14 protein-coding genes and 1 pseudogene are annotated in these 15,638 nt (G+C 65.0%); 13 read left to right on the top strand and 2 right to left on the bottom strand.

Going from position 1 to position 15,638, the window contains the following annotated elements:
* The first annotated feature begins 3 nt into the window (after positions 1–3).
* From MTX21_RS16025 to MTX21_RS15985, 9 genes and pseudogenes are all read left to right on the top strand, one after another.
* The gene (locus MTX21_RS16025) at positions 4–693 is read left to right on the top strand and encodes a class I SAM-dependent methyltransferase (RefSeq protein WP_280965744.1); all 690 of its coding nucleotides are present in this window, start codon (positions 4–6) and stop codon (positions 691–693) included.
* Between the two features lie 61 nt (positions 694–754).
* Positions 755–1,630 carry an EamA family transporter gene (locus MTX21_RS16020; RefSeq protein WP_280965743.1) on the top strand — a complete coding sequence of 292 codons (876 nt, stop codon included), beginning with the start codon at positions 755–757 and terminating at the stop codon, positions 1,628–1,630.
* 7 nt (positions 1,631–1,637) lie between these two features.
* The gene (locus tag MTX21_RS16015; protein ID WP_280965742.1) at positions 1,638–2,240 is read left to right on the top strand and encodes a LysE family translocator; all 603 of its coding nucleotides are present in this window, start codon (positions 1,638–1,640) and stop codon (positions 2,238–2,240) included.
* Between the two features lie 132 nt (positions 2,241–2,372).
* On the top strand, positions 2,373–3,392 hold the full coding sequence (gene ilvC, locus MTX21_RS16010; RefSeq protein WP_063705004.1) for a ketol-acid reductoisomerase: 1,020 nt from the start codon (positions 2,373–2,375) through the stop codon (positions 3,390–3,392).
* A 559-nt stretch (positions 3,393–3,951) separates the two neighbouring features.
* Positions 3,952–4,125, top strand: a pseudogene (locus tag MTX21_RS16005) (oxidoreductase); the annotation flags it as partial.
* A gap of 355 nt (positions 4,126–4,480) precedes the next feature.
* Positions 4,481–6,193 carry a sulfatase-like hydrolase/transferase gene (locus tag MTX21_RS16000; protein ID WP_280965741.1) on the top strand — a complete coding sequence of 571 codons (1,713 nt, stop codon included), beginning with the start codon at positions 4,481–4,483 and terminating at the stop codon, positions 6,191–6,193.
* Between the two features lie 240 nt (positions 6,194–6,433).
* The gene (locus tag MTX21_RS15995; RefSeq protein WP_280965740.1) at positions 6,434–7,600 is read left to right on the top strand and encodes an NEW3 domain-containing protein; all 1,167 of its coding nucleotides are present in this window, start codon (positions 6,434–6,436) and stop codon (positions 7,598–7,600) included.
* Positions 7,597–8,583 (top strand): ABC transporter ATP-binding protein, encoded by a 987-nt coding sequence (locus MTX21_RS15990; protein ID WP_280965739.1) that lies wholly within the window; start codon positions 7,597–7,599, stop codon positions 8,581–8,583. The genes MTX21_RS15995 and MTX21_RS15990 overlap by 4 nt, the downstream gene beginning before the upstream one ends.
* The gene (locus MTX21_RS15985) at positions 8,573–9,535 is read left to right on the top strand and encodes an ABC transporter permease (RefSeq protein ID WP_280965738.1); all 963 of its coding nucleotides are present in this window, start codon (positions 8,573–8,575) and stop codon (positions 9,533–9,535) included. Before MTX21_RS15990 ends, MTX21_RS15985 begins: the two co-directional genes overlap by 11 nt.
* Before the next feature lie 136 nt (positions 9,536–9,671).
* Here the strand turns inward: MTX21_RS15985 and MTX21_RS15980 are convergent, their stop codons facing one another.
* Together MTX21_RS15980 and MTX21_RS15975 are read right to left on the bottom strand one after the other, a co-directional pair.
* Entirely contained in the window at positions 9,672–11,231 is a 1,560-nt protein-coding gene (locus MTX21_RS15980; protein WP_280965737.1) for a glycine betaine ABC transporter substrate-binding protein, read from the bottom strand.
* Positions 11,228–12,010 carry an ABC transporter ATP-binding protein gene (locus MTX21_RS15975; RefSeq protein WP_280965736.1) on the bottom strand — a complete coding sequence of 261 codons (783 nt, stop codon included), beginning with the start codon at positions 12,008–12,010 and terminating at the stop codon, positions 11,228–11,230. The genes MTX21_RS15980 and MTX21_RS15975 overlap by 4 nt, the downstream gene beginning before the upstream one ends.
* Before the next feature lie 133 nt (positions 12,011–12,143).
* Here MTX21_RS15975 and MTX21_RS15970 point away from each other — a divergent pair, with 133 nt between their 5' ends.
* The 4 genes from MTX21_RS15970 to MTX21_RS15955 all read left to right on the top strand — a co-directional run bounded on the left by MTX21_RS15970 (position 12,144) and on the right by MTX21_RS15955 (position 15,625).
* Entirely contained in the window at positions 12,144–12,962 is an 819-nt protein-coding gene (locus MTX21_RS15970; RefSeq protein ID WP_280965735.1) for an ABC transporter ATP-binding protein, read from the top strand.
* A complete protein-coding gene (locus MTX21_RS15965; RefSeq protein WP_280965734.1) occupies positions 12,962–13,750 on the top strand; it encodes an ABC transporter permease in 789 nt (262 codons plus the stop codon). The genes MTX21_RS15970 and MTX21_RS15965 overlap by 1 nt, the downstream gene beginning before the upstream one ends.
* A 111-nt stretch (positions 13,751–13,861) precedes the next feature.
* Entirely contained in the window at positions 13,862–14,890 is a 1,029-nt protein-coding gene (locus MTX21_RS15960) for an ABC transporter substrate-binding protein (protein WP_280965733.1), read from the top strand.
* Between the two features lie 30 nt (positions 14,891–14,920).
* On the top strand, positions 14,921–15,625 hold the full coding sequence (locus tag MTX21_RS15955) for an NUDIX hydrolase (protein ID WP_280965732.1): 705 nt from the start codon (positions 14,921–14,923) through the stop codon (positions 15,623–15,625).
* Positions 15,626–15,638 lie beyond the last annotated feature (13 nt).

The following is a 15,638-nucleotide window of genomic DNA, read 5'->3' as shown; positions in this document are numbered from 1 at the left end:
ACCATGCTGGCGCGCGACTGGTACTACAACGAGCGGAACCGGATGGGCATCGAGCCCGCGGTGGCTTCGATCTATGACAGTCATGACGATGCCGATTTGCGCGCGCGCGCCGCGCTGAAAATGCTCGGGGTACAGCGGGGCTGGCGGATCGCCGACATCGGCTGCGGCAACGGCGTGCTCGCGACCGAAGCCGCGCTGATGGGTGCGGAAGTCGACGCCATCGACATCTCGCCGGCGATGCTGGCGCTCGCCGAGATCTATGCCCGCGACCGCAAGGTAAAGGTCGCGACGCAATCGGCGGGCCTGCTCAGCTTCTCCTACCGGCCGGAATCCTACGACCTGATCGTCAGCGAGTTCACGCTGCACCATTTGCCGGATTTCTGGAAGGCGGTGGCGATATCGCGGATCTATCGTGCACTGAAGCCGGGCGCGAGCTTTTATCTGCGCGACATCGTCTTCGCTTCGACGCCTGATGCGCTCGAGCGGGACGTCGAGCAATGGGCCGACTTCCAGATCAAGAACCACGATTTCTCGCGCGAGAGTGTGGTAACGCATATGCGCGACGAATATTCCACCTTCGGCTGGGTCATGGAGCGGATGCTGACCGACGTCGGCTTCACGCTGGTCTCGGCCGACTACCACGCCCCCATGCACGGCACCTATCTCCTGAGCAAACCCAATTCTTCTACGTAATGGCCGGCGAATAAGCCTGGACGAGCACAACACAGCGGCGCGACAGAGCAGAACAAGAACAATGAAGCCGGCCGACATCCTCATCGCCGTCCTGGTGGCGATTATCTGGGGCCTTGCCTTCTTGGCGAGCCGGATCGCGCTCGACGAGTTTTCGCCGGAATTGATGACGGCGATGCGCTTCATCATCGCAGCGGTACCGTGCCTGTTCGTTCGTAAGCCGAAGATCGCCTGGTCGCTTCTGATCGCGATCAGCTTCACGCTGTTCCTCGGCCAGTTCCTTGCCCAGGCCTATGGCATCGCCCATGGCGTGCCGGTGGGGCTGACCAGCGTCATCGTGCAGAGCCAGGCGCTGTTCACCATCGGCTTTGCCGCGATCGCGTTCGGCGAGCGGCCGACGCCGATGCAGGCCCTTGGCGTCGGCATCGCCGCGGCGGGCCTTCTGATGATCTGCGGCACCGTCGGCTATGATTTCAGCGTCGGTGCCTTCGCGGTGCTGATGATCTCGCCGATCTGTTTCGCCGTTGGCAATCTCCTGCTGCGTGGTGCCCGCGGTGTGCCGATGTTCGACCTGTTCGCCTGGCTGTGTCTCACCTCCGCGGTGCCGCTGTTCGCCCTCGCCCTGGTTGTCAACGGGCCGGTGCCGACCTGGCAGTCGTTGATTCATATGTCGCTGACCGGCCTCGTCTGCCTGCTGATGGTCGGCGCCATCTCCACCAGCATCGCCTATTGGCTATGGGGCCGGCTGCTGCGCGATTATCCCGCCGCCCAGGTGGTACCGTTCGCGTTGCTGGTGCCGTTCGTCGGCTCGGCGGCCTCCAGCATCGCATTCGGCGAGACATTCGGACCGCTGCGCCTCGCCGGCATGTTTACCGTTATCGGCGGCATCGCCGTGATGCTGCTGGCCGGGCGTCCGCAGAATCTGCCGAAGACAGCGTGAGGCGCAGATGTCCCAGTCGCTGCTCTATGCCTTCATCATCTTCGCCGTCGTGATGTTCTTCACGCCGGGGCCGAATAACATCATGCTGTTGTCGTCGGGGCTGACCTACGGCTTCCGTCGCACCATCCCGCACATCGCCGGCATCACCATCGGCTTCGCCTTCATGGTCGGCGCGGTGGGTCTCGGGCTCGGCACCGTGTTCCTGGCCTATCCGATCCTCCAAATCATCCTGAAATATGCCGGCGCTGCCTACCTGATCTATCTCGCCGCGGCGATCGCGCTGTCCGGGCCGGCCAAGCCGGGCGAGGAGAGCGGTCGCGGCCCGATGACCTTCTGGGGCGCGGCCATGTTCCAGTGGATCAACGCCAAGGGCTGGGTGATCGTGATCGGCACCATCACCGCCTATGCCGCCATCGCCCAGTTTCCGCTCAACATCGCCATCCAGACCCTGATCAGCCTGCTCGTGGGCACGGCCTCGACGGTGGTCTGGGCCCTGTTCGGGACCGCACTGCGGCCGGTCCTGACCTCCGAGCGGCTGGTTCGCGCCTTCAACATCCTGATGGCGGTCCTGCTGCTGGCTTCGCTCTACCCTGTCTTCATGGATGCATGATGCCGCACTTGTCCATGCAGAAACGGGTTTCCCAGGGGCCCCAAAATGCTCTAGACAGCCCCCGAAATCCGCAAATTTCACCGTCCGAGACCTGACCAACGGCCGATTCCGGCCCCCAATGAGGAAACGACTATGCGTGTTTATTACGATCGCGACGCCGACCTGAACCTGATCAAGGGCAAGAAGGTCGCCATCGTCGGCTACGGCAGCCAGGGCCACGCCCATGCGCTGAACCTGAAGGACTCCGGCGTCAAGGAGGTGGCGATTGCGCTGCGCAAGGGCTCGGCCTCGGCCAAGAAGGCGGAGAACGCCGGCTTCAAGGTGATGGAAGTCGCCGAGGCCGCCAAATGGGCCGACCTCGTCATGATGCTGACCCCGGACGAGCTCCAGGGCGACATTTACCGCGAGCACCTGCATGACAACATGAAGAAGGGCGCAGCGCTGGTCTTCGCGCACGGCCTCAACGTCCATTTCAACCTGCTCGACCCGCGCGCCGATCTCGACGTGCTGATGATCGCCCCGAAGGGCCCCGGCCACACCGTGCGCTCGGAATATCAGCGCGGCGGCGGCGTGCCCTGCCTGATCGCGATCGCCAAGGACGTCTCGGGCAACGCCCATGACCTCGGCCTGTCCTACGCCTCCGCCATCGGCGGCGGCCGCGCCGGCATCATCGAGACCACCTTCAAGGAGGAGTGCGAGACCGACCTGTTCGGCGAGCAGGTGGTGCTCTGCGGCGGCCTGGTCGAGCTGATCAAGGGTGGCTACGAGACCCTGGTCGAGGCCGGCTACGCGCCGGAGATGGCCTATTTCGAGTGCCTCCACGAGGTGAAGCTGATCGTCGACCTGATCTATGAAGGCGGCATCGCCAACATGAACTACTCGATCTCCAACACCGCCGAGTATGGCGAGTACGTCACCGGGCCGCGCATCGTCACCGCGGAGACCAAGGCCGAGATGAAGCGCGTTCTCGCCGACATCCAGGGCGGCAAGTTCGCGCGCGACTGGATGCTCGAGAACAAGGTCAACCAGACCTCGTTCAAGGCGACCCGCGCCAAGCTCGCCGCCCACCCGATCGAGGAAGTCGGCGCCAAGCTGCGTGACATGATGCCCTGGATCAAGAAGGGCGCGCTGGTCGACAAGAGCAAGAACTAACGGCCACGCCGTCGTTCCGGGGGCGCGAAGCGCGCCCGGAATCTCGCTCCACGTTCTCCAGATTCCGGGTTCGCGACTGCGTCGCGGCCCGGAATGACGGGTGAAACAAGAGCTTCACTCGCCAAACCAAATCTTAAGTCTTCGCGACTACAACCGGCGCGAGATCGCAGACCACGGTCTCGCGCTTCCTTCCCGGCATAAGCGCTGGTGCTTCAATCAAATTCTTCGATGTTGAAGCGCATCCTCAAGATCAAGAACTGACGCTTAAAGCACATTCTTGGTCGTGCGCTGTTTCCGAGGCCTTTGCCTCACTTCTAGAATCCCTAAAAGATCAGCGACTTCAGTGTCTAGGATTCGACTCTTCATCTTCGCCGTGATCGTGCGCAAGAAGTGCGCGAAGGCGGCTTTGTGCGGCTCATCATCTTAAGAGCTGACGTTCGATCGCGCTTCTTGGTCTTGGTTGCGGACGCGCGAGGGTCTGCATCCGGTTCACCCAGCGGCGGGCAGCGTTGCGCCCGGTTCCCTTTCCGCTGCATGATTGGGCAAGCTCGCCGAAAACGGCCTGCCGGCCGAGCGGATCGCCGAAATCGTGTTTGAGGCGCTCACCGCCGCGAGGCCCAAGGTGCGATACCAGATCACGCCGGACCCGATGCGACACCTGATGGGTGCGACGCTGCCCAAGCGCGCGCTCGACCAGATCATCGGCAAGCAACTCGGCCTGCTGCGACGGTAAAGCGAGCGCTCTAGCCGGCCGGGATCAGCTACTTCGCCCACTGTTCGCATCGCCGCTGGAGCCATGCAGGCCGTGACTGCCGATCCGGGCCTCGCCCTTCGAGACGTTCGCTTCGCGGGCGCCTCAGGGTGAGAGGATGGCGGGGGGATAGAGTGGGTCCGGGCGCGCGAGGTATGCGGCCCTTCGCCGCCCGTTCACATTAAGCGAAGGTCGCAGGGCTGCCTGCGTTGCCTCTCCCTGATCGTTCCATTACAGTTTTATGACACGGCGCGCTCCGGCTGCGCCGGACGCCCTGGCGGTCAGCAGGCCGGCTAGAGGGGGCATCACCGCGCCGGACCGTGTTCAGCGTGTGTCGATGGCGTCCGCGCCCAATCCAGGTCCTTCCGCCGCCACTGCCGTATTGGCGAGCGTCGCCGCACTCGGCATCTGGCGCCTGCTGGCGGTCGCCGCTCCACATCTCGCAGCGCTTGCGCTGATGTACGAAACCGAGTCGGATTTCGGCTCGCGGCTCTCCTTCGTCCTCGCCTGGGGAATCCTCAACTTCTTCTGGATCACGCTGCTACGGCGCCCCGCGCTGTCGGGCGCCTTGTCGCTGACCTTGGTCGTCGTGCTCGTGCTGCTGTCACGGCTCAAGCACGACGTCGTGCAGATGACGGTGAACTTCATCGACCTGATGATGATCGACCGCGACACCGTCGCGTTCCTGTTCACGATCTTTCCGAACCTGCGCTGGTCGGTGATCGGAGCCGGCCTCGTCACGCTGCCGCTGATGTATGCGCTGTGGTGGCTCGATCCGTTCCGCATCCGTCGCCTGCCGGCGCTCGCCTGCAAGCTCGCCTGTCTCGCAGCACTGGTCGGCTACTCGGTCAGCCATCCCGATGAAGCCTGGCGCGGTTACTACGACGACGGCTATCTCTCGAAGTTCTTCCGCTCCGGCGTTACGGCTGTGTCCGACTTCGTCCAATACGGCTTCATGGAGTCGGCCGGCGCGACCAGCGAGCGGCTCAACATGCCGCTGGTCGACGCCTGTCATCCCGCGGGCCGGCGGCCGAACATCATCATGATCCATGATGAATCGAGCTTCGACATTCGTGCCGCGCAAGGCATCAAGGTGCCGCCCGGCTATGGCGGCCATTTCAAATCCTATGACGGCAAGGAGCGTACTTTCCTTGCCGAGAGCAATGGCGGGCCGAGCTGGTTCACCGAGTACAACGTGCTTGCCGGCCTCTCCTCGCGCTCGTTCGGCCGGTTCGCCTACTTCGTCACCCGCCTCGCATCCGGCCGCGTCGAGCGCGGCCTGCCGCTGGCGCTCCGCCGCTGCGGCTATGATACCATGTCGCTCTATCCGGCCTTCGGCGCCTTCATGAGCGCGCGCAGCTTCCAGCTTACGACCGGCATCGAGCGCTTCTACGATGCGAAGGATCTCGGCGCCAGGGACGTCGAGCCCGACAGTTTCTTCTACGACAAGGCGCTTCAGTTGATGGGCGAGCGGCCACCGAACAAGCCGCTGTTCACCTTCATCTATCTCGGCGCCAATCATTTCCCCTGGGAGACGCACTTCCGTCCGGACCTGATGCCGAACTGGCGAGCGCCGGGCAATACGCCGGCCATCGACGAATATCTGCGCCGGCAGGCGATGAGCGCGGAGCAGTACAAGACCTTCGTTGCTGGCCTCAAGAAGACGTTCCCGGGCGAACCCTTCCTGATCGTGCGTTACGGCGACCATCAGCCGGAATTCGCGCCGCAGATTCTCGAGCCCGGCCTGGACGAAGGCGGCATCGGCAAGAAGCTCGACGCCTATGATCCGCGTCTTTACGCGACCTACTACGCGATCGATGCCGTCAACTTCGAGCCGGTGAAGAGCAAGGCCGTGATGGACACGATCGACGGTGCGTATCTGCCGCTGGTGATCCAGGAGGCCGCCGGCATTCCGCTCGAACCGTCCTTTGCCGAGCAGGAAGAGATCATGCTCCGCTGCAACGGCCTTTTCTACGGCTGCAATGGCGGCACCGAGGCGCGCCGCCTCAACCGCCTCCTGATCGACGCCGGCATGATCCACGGGCTCTAGCCCCTCGCGTCCACTGCGGATTATATCGTATTACGATATTTTAATCTGCCGGCCGCATGGCCTGATTTCAAACTAAAGTCTGAGGCGAAAGCGCCTGAAATCACCGACTTGTAATTGGCGCGGCGCTTCGTTTCCCAAACTTTGTCACGATTGCTTCCATCATCCGACCCGCCGTCACCTTCGTCTTTTCGGCGGCGCGTTGTCCGTCCTGGTCCACCTTTCCTTGCAGGAGTATCATCCATGCGAGCGCTTGATGCTGCGCGTCTTGCATTTGCCCTCATGCTGCTCGGCCCCGCCGTCCATGCCGCCGAACCGGCGCATGACATCAAGGGCCTCTATCTCATGACCGACTATCCGGCGGTCACGGTGCGGCCGGGGACCACCACCAATATTTCGCTGCGCCTGCAGGACTACGGTCTCGCGCCGGAGCGCTACCAGCTTTCGGTCGCAGGCGTGCCGAGCGGTTGGACCGCGACGGTGCTCGGCGGCGGCCAGCCGGTCGGGGCTGCGATGCCGGCGCCCGATGGCAGCGTCGCACTCCAGCTCAGGCTCGACGTTCCCGCCGGCGGCGATCTCAGCGGGCATACGCTCACGGTCAAGGCCGAGGGGCAGGGCACGACCGCCGAGCTTCCGATCGCGGTGTCGCTCGCCAAGGAGCTGCCCGCAAAGCTGACCGTGAAGTCCAGCCTGCCGTCGCTGCGCGGCAGCCCGAAATCCAATTTCGACTACACGCTCTCGATCAAGAACGATTCGGGCCGCAACCTCGTCACGAGCTTCGCCGCCGAAGCGCCGGCCAATTTCGAGACCTCGTTCACCGAAGCCTATGGCACGCAGGAGCTGTCCTCGATTCCGATCGATGCCGGTCAGTCCAAGGACATCAAGCTGAAAGTGCGTCCGCCCAGCACGGTCGACGCCGGACATTTCCCGGTGAAGGTGACGGTGAAGGCGGAGGATGCCTCGGCCTCGACCGAACTCGCGCTCGATGTGGTCGGCGAGCCGCAGCTCCAGATCTCCGGCCGCGACGGTCTGTTGAGCGCGCGCGCGGTCGCGGGAAAGCAGAGCTCGATCCCGATCGTCGTGACCAACACCGGCACGGCGCCGGCCGAGAACATTGCGCTGGCCGGCACCGCGCCGAGCGGATGGAAGGTGACGTTCGAGCCGGCGACGATCGATCGGCTTGTCCCCGGCAAGGACAGCGAGGTGCAGGCGCTGCTCACGCCCAGCGAAAAGTCGCTGGCCGGCGATTACCAGACCACCATCCGCGCCACCTCGAAGGGTGAAAACGCTTCGAGCCAGTTCCGGATCACCGTCGGCACCTCGACGGTGTGGGGCGTGGCGGGCGCCGGCGTCATCGGCGTCGCGCTGTTGTTGATGCTGGGCGCAGTCGCGAGGTTCGGACGGCGATGAGCGAGCAACAGAGCGAGACCAAGAGTCCGCCGCGCGTTCCTGTCATCCGCGCGCATAGCCTGACCAGGCGCTACGGCAACACCGCGGTCGTTGATGCCATCGACCTCGACATCGCCCGAGGCGAGGTGTTCGGCCTGCTCGGCCCGAACGGCGCCGGCAAGACCACGACCATCCTGATGATGCTCGGCCTGACCGAAATTTCATCGGGCGAGGTCAGCGTGCTCGGCTTCAATCCGGCGCGCGAGCCGCTGAAGGTCAAACGGCGCGCCGGCTATCTGCCTGATGCGGTCGGCTTCTATGACCAGCTCACCGCCGCCGAGAACCTCGCCTACACCGCCAAGCTGATGGGCCTCGCGCGCACCGAGCGCGCGCGCCGGATCGAGCAGGCGCTGTGGCGCGTCGGCCTTGCGGACGTTGCCTCAAGGCGGGTCGCGACTTTCTCGCGCGGCATGCGGCAGCGGCTGGGACTGGCCGAGATCATCATGAAGCGCGCCGAGATCGCGATCCTGGACGAGCCGACCTCCGGGCTCGACCCGCAGGCGACCCAGGAATTCCTCGGATTGATCGGGGAGCTGAAGGCCGAAGGCATCACCGTGCTGCTGTCGTCCCACATGCTCGACCAGGTGCAGCGCATCTGCGATCGCGTTGCGCTGTTCAAGGCCGGTCGCATCGTGCTGATGGGTGCGGTGCCGGAGCTCGCGGTGAAGGTGCTCGGTGCGAGCTTTGTCGTCGAAGTCGAGGCCGAAGGGCTCGGCATCGCCCGGCGGCTCGCGATGATCCCCGGCGTGACCCAGGTCGAGACGCTCGCCACCGATCGCTTCCGCATGACCGCGGAGCGCGACGTGCGGCCGGATGCGGCGCGGGCCGTCGTCGCCGTCGATGGAGCCTTGCGCAAATTGTCGGTCGACGAGCCGAGCCTGGAAGCGATCTACGCACGCTATTTCCAGGCCCAGCCCACGGGAGACGTGCGTCATGCGGCGTGAGGGATCTCCGTTCCAGGGTCTGTCCACCGTGTTCGTCAAGGAGCTGGCCGATCACGTCTCCAGCATCCGCATGCTGATGCTGGAGCTCTTGATCGTCTTCACGGCGCTCGCCGCGCTGTATGAGGCGATTAACAGCCTGCGCCAGAACACCGCCGAAGATCCCTTCCTGCTGCTGCGGCTCTTCACCATCGATCAGGCGCCGCTGCCGTCCTTTGTCGCCGTGCTCGGATTCCTCATTCCGCTGATGGCGATCGGGCTGGGCTTCGATGCCGTCAACAGCGAGCACAACCGGCGGACGCTGTCGCGCATCCTGGCGCAGCCGATCTATCGCGATGCGCTCCTGATGGGGAAGTTTTTGGCAGCCCTTGCCACCATCGGCATCAGCCTCGCCGCATTATGGCTGCTGGTGATCGGTCTCGGCCTGATCTTCCTCGGCGTGCCGCCCGGCGGCGAGGAGATTGCGCGCTCGCTGGTGTTCCTGGTCGTGGCGATCTTCTATGCCGGCGTCTGGCTGTCGCTTGCGATGCTGCTCTCGATCGTGTTCCGCTCGCCTGCGACGGCGGCGCTGGTCTCGCTCGGTATCTGGCTGTTCCTGACCGTGCTCTGGCCGATGCTCGCCCCCGCCGTCGCGCAGGCGATCGCACCGGCGGATCCGCGTTACGCGCTGCTTGGCCTGAACGATCCGGCGACGACGGTCTGGACCCAGGAGCTGCTCCGCCTGTCGCCCAACGATCTGTTCGGCGAGGCCATGCTCGCGGTGTTGTCGCCGACCACGCGCGCGCTCGGCCCGGTCTTCCTCGACCAGCTCCGTGGCGCCGTCATGGGTGCGCCGCTGCCTTTCGGCGAAAGCGTCATGATCGCCTGGCCGCAGACCGTCGGCCTGATCGCCGGCACCATCGTGCTGTTTGCATTCGGCTACGTGCTGTTCCAGCGACAGGAGGTGAGGGCGTGAGGGAGCGCGGAGCGGACCGTCTGCGACGCTGTGTGCACGATTGAAGTGTGCCGCGATGAAAGCGCGCCTTGAGCACACTGCGGCTCCCTCCCCCGCAAGGGGGGAGGGAACGGAGAGAGTTGGATTTGGGGCTACACTACTTCGTCCCGACTTTCTCCCACAGCCACTTCGCCACCGCCTCGGGCGACGAATTCGCATCATTGCCGCTGGCGCGCAGGTTTCCGTCCCGCATCGTAGCGATGTCGATCTTGCCGATCAGCGGCTTCAAGGCCGCCTTGAGCCGTTCGTCCCCGGCGCGCTTCGGTGCGAGCAACAGGATGGCATCGTAAGGCGGGATCGCATGCCTGGGATCGTCGAGCGTGATGAGGTCGTATTTCGCGATCAGTCCGTCGCTGGTATAGCCGGCGATCACGTCGACCTCGCCGCTTGCGACAGCCGCGTACATGAAGTCCGGCTGCATCTGGCGCTGGGCGCGGAAGGTGAGTCCGTAAGCCTGTTGCAGCGCTGCCCATTCCGGACGTGAGAAGAATTCGTAATCGCCGGCGATCGACATGGCCGGCGCATGCGCGGCGAGATCGGCGATGGTGCGGATATGAAGCGCCTCGGCGCGCTTTCTCGGCATCACCAGCGCATAGGCGTTCTCGAAGCCGAGCTCGCCGAGCAGGGTGATGTTGTCTCTCGCAAGCGCCGTCTTCAACTCCGACAACAGCTCCCCGCGCGACTTGATATCCGTCCGGTGCAACTGGTTGGCCCAGAGCGTGCCGGAATAGTCGACATAGAGGTCGATGTCGCCGGCCCTCAGCGCCTCGAAGATCACGTTCGAGCCGAGGCCGGAGCGCGAGGCCGCAGCCAGGCCTGCGGCCTCGAGGCGCTGCCTCATGAGGGCCGACAGGACATATTGCTCGGCGAATGTCTTGGCGCCGACGACATAGCTCGAAGAGGAGCGCCCCATCGACGGCACCAGCGTCGCAACCACCAGCGCCGCAAGGCCGACGCCGCCGAGCCCGGCGCGCAGGCGGCTGCGGTTGTGCAGGCCGCTCTCGATCAGGCCGAGCAGTTGGTCGACGGCGAGCGCCAGCAGTGCAGAAGCAAAGCAGCCGAACAACACGAACACCCAGTTCTGGGTCTGCAGCCCGGCGAAGATGTAGTTGCCGAGGCTGGTCTGTCCGATCGGGGTCGACAGCGTCGCCGTCCCGATCACCCACACCGCGGCGGTGCGGATGCCTGCCATCATCACCGGCAGCGCCAGCGGCAGCTCGACCATCACGAGGGACTGTCGCGCGGTCATGCCGACGCCCTTGGCGGCCTCTAGCAGAGCCGGGTCGATGCCGTTCAGCCCGGTGATGCCGTTGCGCAGCACCGGAAGCATCGAATAGAGCGCCAAGGCCAGCATCGCCGGCAGGAAGCCGAAGGCCGAGAAGGAGACGCCGAACCAGGCGAGCGTCACGGCGGCAGCCGCAAGCAGCAGCGGATAGAACAGCGCCAGCAGCGCCAGTCCGGGTACGGTCTGCACGATGCTGGCGAGCGCCAGCAGGACACCGCGCGGCGCCGGGCGGTTGCGCGTCAGGATCGCCAGCGGCAGGCTGACGATCAGCCCCAGCGCCAGCGCGGCGAGGCTCACCCGGACGTGGTTGCCGAGATAGTCGGGCAGATGCGACAGCGCTTCGCCCCAGCGTGGATCTGTGAGCAGGCTCATGCCGCACCGCCGTGTGGCAACAGCGCGTTTAGCCGCTCGACCTGGCGCCGCGGCGTGCGCAGGAGCTCCAGCACATAGGCATCGCCGCTGCCGGCAAGCTCGGCTGGCGTGCCCTGCGCCAGCAGCTTTCCACCGCGCATCACCGCGATGCGGTCGGCGAGCAGGATCGCCTCCGTCATGTCATGGGTGATCATGACGGTGGTCAGCCCGAGCTTCTGATGCAGGGTCCGGTAGTCATCGCCAAGCGCGTCGCGGGTCAGCGGGTCGAGCGCGCCGAACGGCTCGTCCATCAGCACGATGCGGGGCCGCGCCGCGAGCGCCCGCGCCACGCCGACGCGCTGGCGCTGGCCGCCGGAGAGCGCTTCGGGCAGCCGGTCGCGGTGGGCGCCGCGGTCGAGCTGCACGAGCCCCATCAGCTCATCGACGCGCGATGCGATCTCCGGCGCCGACACGCCCAGCAGTTTCGGCGTGATCCCGATGTTATCCGCGACGCTCAAGTGCGGGAACAACCCGCCGCTCTGGAAAACGTAACCGATCCGCCGCCGCAGCGCGACCGGATCGACCGTGCCGATATCCTCGCCCTCGACCGTGATCGTGCCACCATTCGCATCGATCAACCGGTTGGCCAGCCGAAGCAGCGTCGTCTTGCCCGAGCCCGAGCTGCCGACAACAGCCACCAACTCGCCCTCGGCGATGTCGAGCGAGACGCCGTCCACGGCGGTGACGGGGCCGAAGCTCTTGGTGACGTGCGCATAGCCGATCATGGGCCTGGAGGGCATCTGGCGAGACTCGCTTCGCTAACCCGCCCTGGAAGGGAGGGAATGACGAGCCTTATGCGTACCACGCCTGGCGGCTTGATTGAACTTGGCCGCGCGAGAGGCTAAGCCATCGATCGAGGTTCGGAGGACACACATGACAACGCCCACGGCGGTGGCGCTCGAGAATGCGAAGGTTGCATTTCGGCTGGGAGACGGGCGGGTCTATACCGCGGTGGAGAAGGCCCATCTCACCGTGGCGCAGGGCGAGTTCGTCGCCATCGTCGGTCCGACCGGCTGCGGGAAATCCACGCTGCTCAACGTTGCGGCAGGCCTTTTGAAACCGGCCGCCGGCAGCGTCAAGATATTCGACCGGCCGCTGGGTGGCCTCAATCGCGATGCCGGCTACCTGTTCCAGGCCGATGCGCTGTTCCCCTGGAAGACGGCGCTCGACAACGTCGCGATCGGGCTCGAGATCAAGGGCACGCCGCGCACTGAGGCGCTGCCGCGCGCGCAGAAATGGCTCGCATCGGTCGGCCTCGGGGCGTTCGCGGGCCGCTATCCGCACATGCTCTCCGGCGGCCAGCGCAAGCGCGTCGCGCTGGCGCAGGTCCTGATCCGTGATCCAAAAATCCTCCTGATGGACGAGCCGTTCGGGCCGCTCGATGCTCAGACCCGGCAGGTAATGGGCAATCTGCTGCTCGACCTCTGGAACGCCGATCGCAAGGCCGTGCTGTTCGTCACCCATGACCTCGAAGAGGCGATCGCCCTCGCCGACCGCGTCGTGATCATGTCGGCGGGGCCGTCCTCACGCATCATCGGCGATTGGCGCGTGACGCTGCCGCGCCCCCGAGACATCTTCGAGGTGCGGCTGGACAAGGAGTTTCACGCACTCCATCGCGAGATCTGGAGCGTGCTCAAGGACGAGGTGATGAAGGGCTACGCGCAATCCACCCAAGCGGCGGAGGCGGTCTGATGTCGCGTGTGACGCTGCTGGCGCTGCAAGTCCTGGTCGCGATCGTCTGCATCGCGCTGTGGCAGGTATTGTCGACTGTGCCCGTGTTCGGCAAGATCCTCCTGCCGCCGTTCTTCTTCTCCAACCCGGTCGACGTGTTCAGCCAGATCGTGAAGTGGTTTGCGAGCGGCGTGATCTGGAAGCATCTCGCAATCACGCTCTGGGAATCCATCCTCGCCTTCGTGATCGGCTCGCTCGGCGGCGTCCTGGTCGGCTTCTGGTTTGCGCGCCAGCCGCTGGTCGCCGCGGTGTTCGACCCCTACGTGAAAATGGCCAACGCGCTGCCGAGGGTGGTGCTGGCGCCGATCTTCGCGCTGTGGCTGGGCCTCGGCATCTGGTCAAAGGTCGCGCTCGGCGTGACGCTCGTGTTCTTCATCGTGTTCTTCAATGTCTACCAGGGCGTGAAGGAGGTCAGTCGCACCGTGCTCGACAATGGCCGCATGCTCGGCATGAGCGAGCGGCAGTTGATGCAGCACGTCTATTGGCCGTCCGCATTGTCGTGGATGTTCTCCTCGTTGCACACTTCCGTCGGCTTCGCCGTGGTCGGCGCCGTGGTCGGCGAATATCTGGGATCGGCGGCGGGCCTCGGCTATCTGATCCAGCAGGCCGAGGGGGTGTTCGACGTCGCCGGCGTGTTCGCCGGGATGTTCGTGCTGTCGGCCTTCGTCATCCTGATCGATATGGGCGTCACGCTGGTGGAACGACGCCTTTTGGTGTGGCGGCCGGCGGCTGCGGACGGGCGAGCCTAGAAGTGACAAGGCTTGAATGAATCGATGCGAGCCGTGGACACAGTGCGCCGTCCGGCGCTTCTCAAGCCTGTCGCGCTGCTCTATGGTGCCGCAGCCGAACGGAGGAAACCAATGAAGAACACGATAGCCCGGCTCGCGGGCGCGCTGCTTGCGCTGACGCTCACCACCGGTCTTGCCGCAGCGCAAAGCAAGGTGACCATCGCGGTCGGAGGCGGTGCCTGCCTGTGCTACCTGCCGACGGTGCTGGCAAAGCAGCTCGGCGAATACGAGAAGGCCGGGGTCAATGTCGAATTGGTCGATCTCAAGGGTGGCTCGGATGCGCTCAAGGCCGTGCTCGGCGGCAGCGCCGACGTGGTCTCCGGCTATTTCGACCATTGCGTCAATCTGGCGGCCAAGAAGCAGGAACTGCAGGCCTTCGTGGTCTATGACCGCTATCCCGGCCTCGTGCTTGTGGTCGCGCCCTCGCACACGAACGAAATCAAGTCGGTCAAGGATCTCGCCGGCAAGAAGGTCGGCGTCAGCGCGCCAGGTTCCTCCACCGACTTCTTCCTGAAGTATCTCCTGAAGAAGAACGGGCTCGATCCTGCCGGCACCGCCGTGATCGGTGTCGGCCTCGGCGCCACCGCCGTCGCCGCGATGGAGCAGGGGCAGATCGATGCGGCGGTGATGCTCGACCCCTCCGTGACCGTGCTCCAAGGCAGCCACAAGGACCTGCGCATCCTCAGCGACACCCGCACCCAAAAGGATACGCTCGAGACGTTCGGCGGCGAATATCCGGGCGGCGCGCTGTACTCGACGGCGGCCTGGGTTACCGGCCACGAGAAGGAGACGCAGGCGCTCACCAATGCCATCCTGAGCACGCTCGCCTGGATCCATTCGCACTCGCCGGAGGAGGTCATGGCGAAGATGCCGGAGGAGATGGTCGGCAAGAACAAGGATCTCTATCTCGCCGCGCTCAAGAACACGATCCCGATGTTCTCCGAAACCGGCAAGATGGACCCGAAGGGCGCCGACGCGGTGCTCGCGGTATTCAGCGTCGGCTCGCCGGAGGTGGCGAACGCCAAGATCGACGTCAGCAAGACCTTCACCAACAAGTTTGTCGACCAGGCCAAGAAGACGACCGGAGCGAATGCCAAATAACTGACGTGAAGGCGTGCTAGTCGATCCGTCATGACATCGTTGGTCATTCATCGCGTCACGACGCTTGATCTTGCCGTGCGTCCGCTTCCGTGGCCGTTCGCGCAGGAGCGGCGCGCCGAGATCGATGCGCATTTCGCCGACAAGCAGCGCGAGCGGCCGCAGATATGGAACGGCCGCGTCTTGCTTGGGCGCGATCCCGTGTTCTCGGACGGCCATTTCGCCGCAACCTATTTCGAGACAGACTTTGCCAGCTTCCTCGCCTGGCGCGACTGGGGTTTTCCCGACGCAGGCGTGTTCAACGGCTTCGGCATGGGCGCGCTCCGCGCAACCGATGGCGCCTTCGTGATGGGCGAGATGGGGCAGCATACGGCCAATGCGGGCCGCATCTATTTCCCTTCGGGCACGCCCGACCTCGACGATGTCAGGGACGGCGCGCTCGACATCCCCGGCAGCGTCGTCCGCGAGATCGAGGAGGAGACCGGCCTGACCGCCGCCGACTACGACGCGGAGGCGGACTGGCACTGCGTGGTCGCCGGGCGAGCGATTGCGATGCTGAAGATCCTCCACCTGGACATGCCGGGCGAGGCAGTCCGCGCCCGGATCGAAGCCAATCTCGCTGATCAGGCCGAGCCCGAGCTTTCGGCCATCCATCTCGTGCGCGGGACGAGTGACCTCACGCCGAGCATGCCGCGTTTTGTCACGGCCTTTATCGAGCAGCAGTTCGCCGCGCGCTGACGCGCAAGGCTTG

Source organism: Bradyrhizobium sp. ISRA430, assembly GCF_029909975.1.
Taxonomy (GTDB): domain Bacteria; phylum Pseudomonadota; class Alphaproteobacteria; order Rhizobiales; family Xanthobacteraceae; genus Bradyrhizobium.
This window is presented reverse-complemented; position numbering and strand designations above follow the sequence as displayed.

What these genes read in the sequence shown, in the direction of transcription:
- MTX21_RS15985 (WP_280965738.1), top strand. Translation starts at nt 8,573, where the DNA reads ATGCGGCGTGAGGGATCTCCGTTCCAGGGTCTGTCCACCGTGTTCGTC.
- MTX21_RS15990 (WP_280965739.1), top strand. Translation starts at nt 7,597, where the DNA reads ATGAGCGAGCAACAGAGCGAGACCAAGAGTCCGCCGCGCGTTCCTGTC.
- MTX21_RS16020 (WP_280965743.1), top strand. Translation starts at nt 755, where the DNA reads ATGAAGCCGGCCGACATCCTCATCGCCGTCCTGGTGGCGATTATCTGG.
- MTX21_RS15980 (WP_280965737.1), bottom strand. Translation starts at nt 11,231, where the DNA reads ATGAGCCTGCTCACAGATCCACGCTGGGGCGAAGCGCTGTCGCATCTG.
- ilvC (WP_063705004.1), top strand. Translation starts at nt 2,373, where the DNA reads ATGCGTGTTTATTACGATCGCGACGCCGACCTGAACCTGATCAAGGGC.
- MTX21_RS15970 (WP_280965735.1), top strand. Translation starts at nt 12,144, where the DNA reads ATGACAACGCCCACGGCGGTGGCGCTCGAGAATGCGAAGGTTGCATTT.
- MTX21_RS16025 (WP_280965744.1), top strand. Translation starts at nt 4, where the DNA reads ATGCTGGCGCGCGACTGGTACTACAACGAGCGGAACCGGATGGGCATC.
- MTX21_RS15960 (WP_280965733.1), top strand. Translation starts at nt 13,862, where the DNA reads ATGAAGAACACGATAGCCCGGCTCGCGGGCGCGCTGCTTGCGCTGACG.
- MTX21_RS15975 (WP_280965736.1), bottom strand. Translation starts at nt 12,010, where the DNA reads ATGCCCTCCAGGCCCATGATCGGCTATGCGCACGTCACCAAGAGCTTC.
- MTX21_RS16015 (WP_280965742.1), top strand. Translation starts at nt 1,638, where the DNA reads ATGTCCCAGTCGCTGCTCTATGCCTTCATCATCTTCGCCGTCGTGATG.
- MTX21_RS15965 (WP_280965734.1), top strand. Translation starts at nt 12,962, where the DNA reads ATGTCGCGTGTGACGCTGCTGGCGCTGCAAGTCCTGGTCGCGATCGTC.
- MTX21_RS15995 (WP_280965740.1), top strand. Translation starts at nt 6,434, where the DNA reads ATGCGAGCGCTTGATGCTGCGCGTCTTGCATTTGCCCTCATGCTGCTC.
- MTX21_RS15955 (WP_280965732.1), top strand. Translation starts at nt 14,921, where the DNA reads ATGACATCGTTGGTCATTCATCGCGTCACGACGCTTGATCTTGCCGTG.
- MTX21_RS16000 (WP_280965741.1), top strand. Translation starts at nt 4,481, where the DNA reads ATGGCGTCCGCGCCCAATCCAGGTCCTTCCGCCGCCACTGCCGTATTG.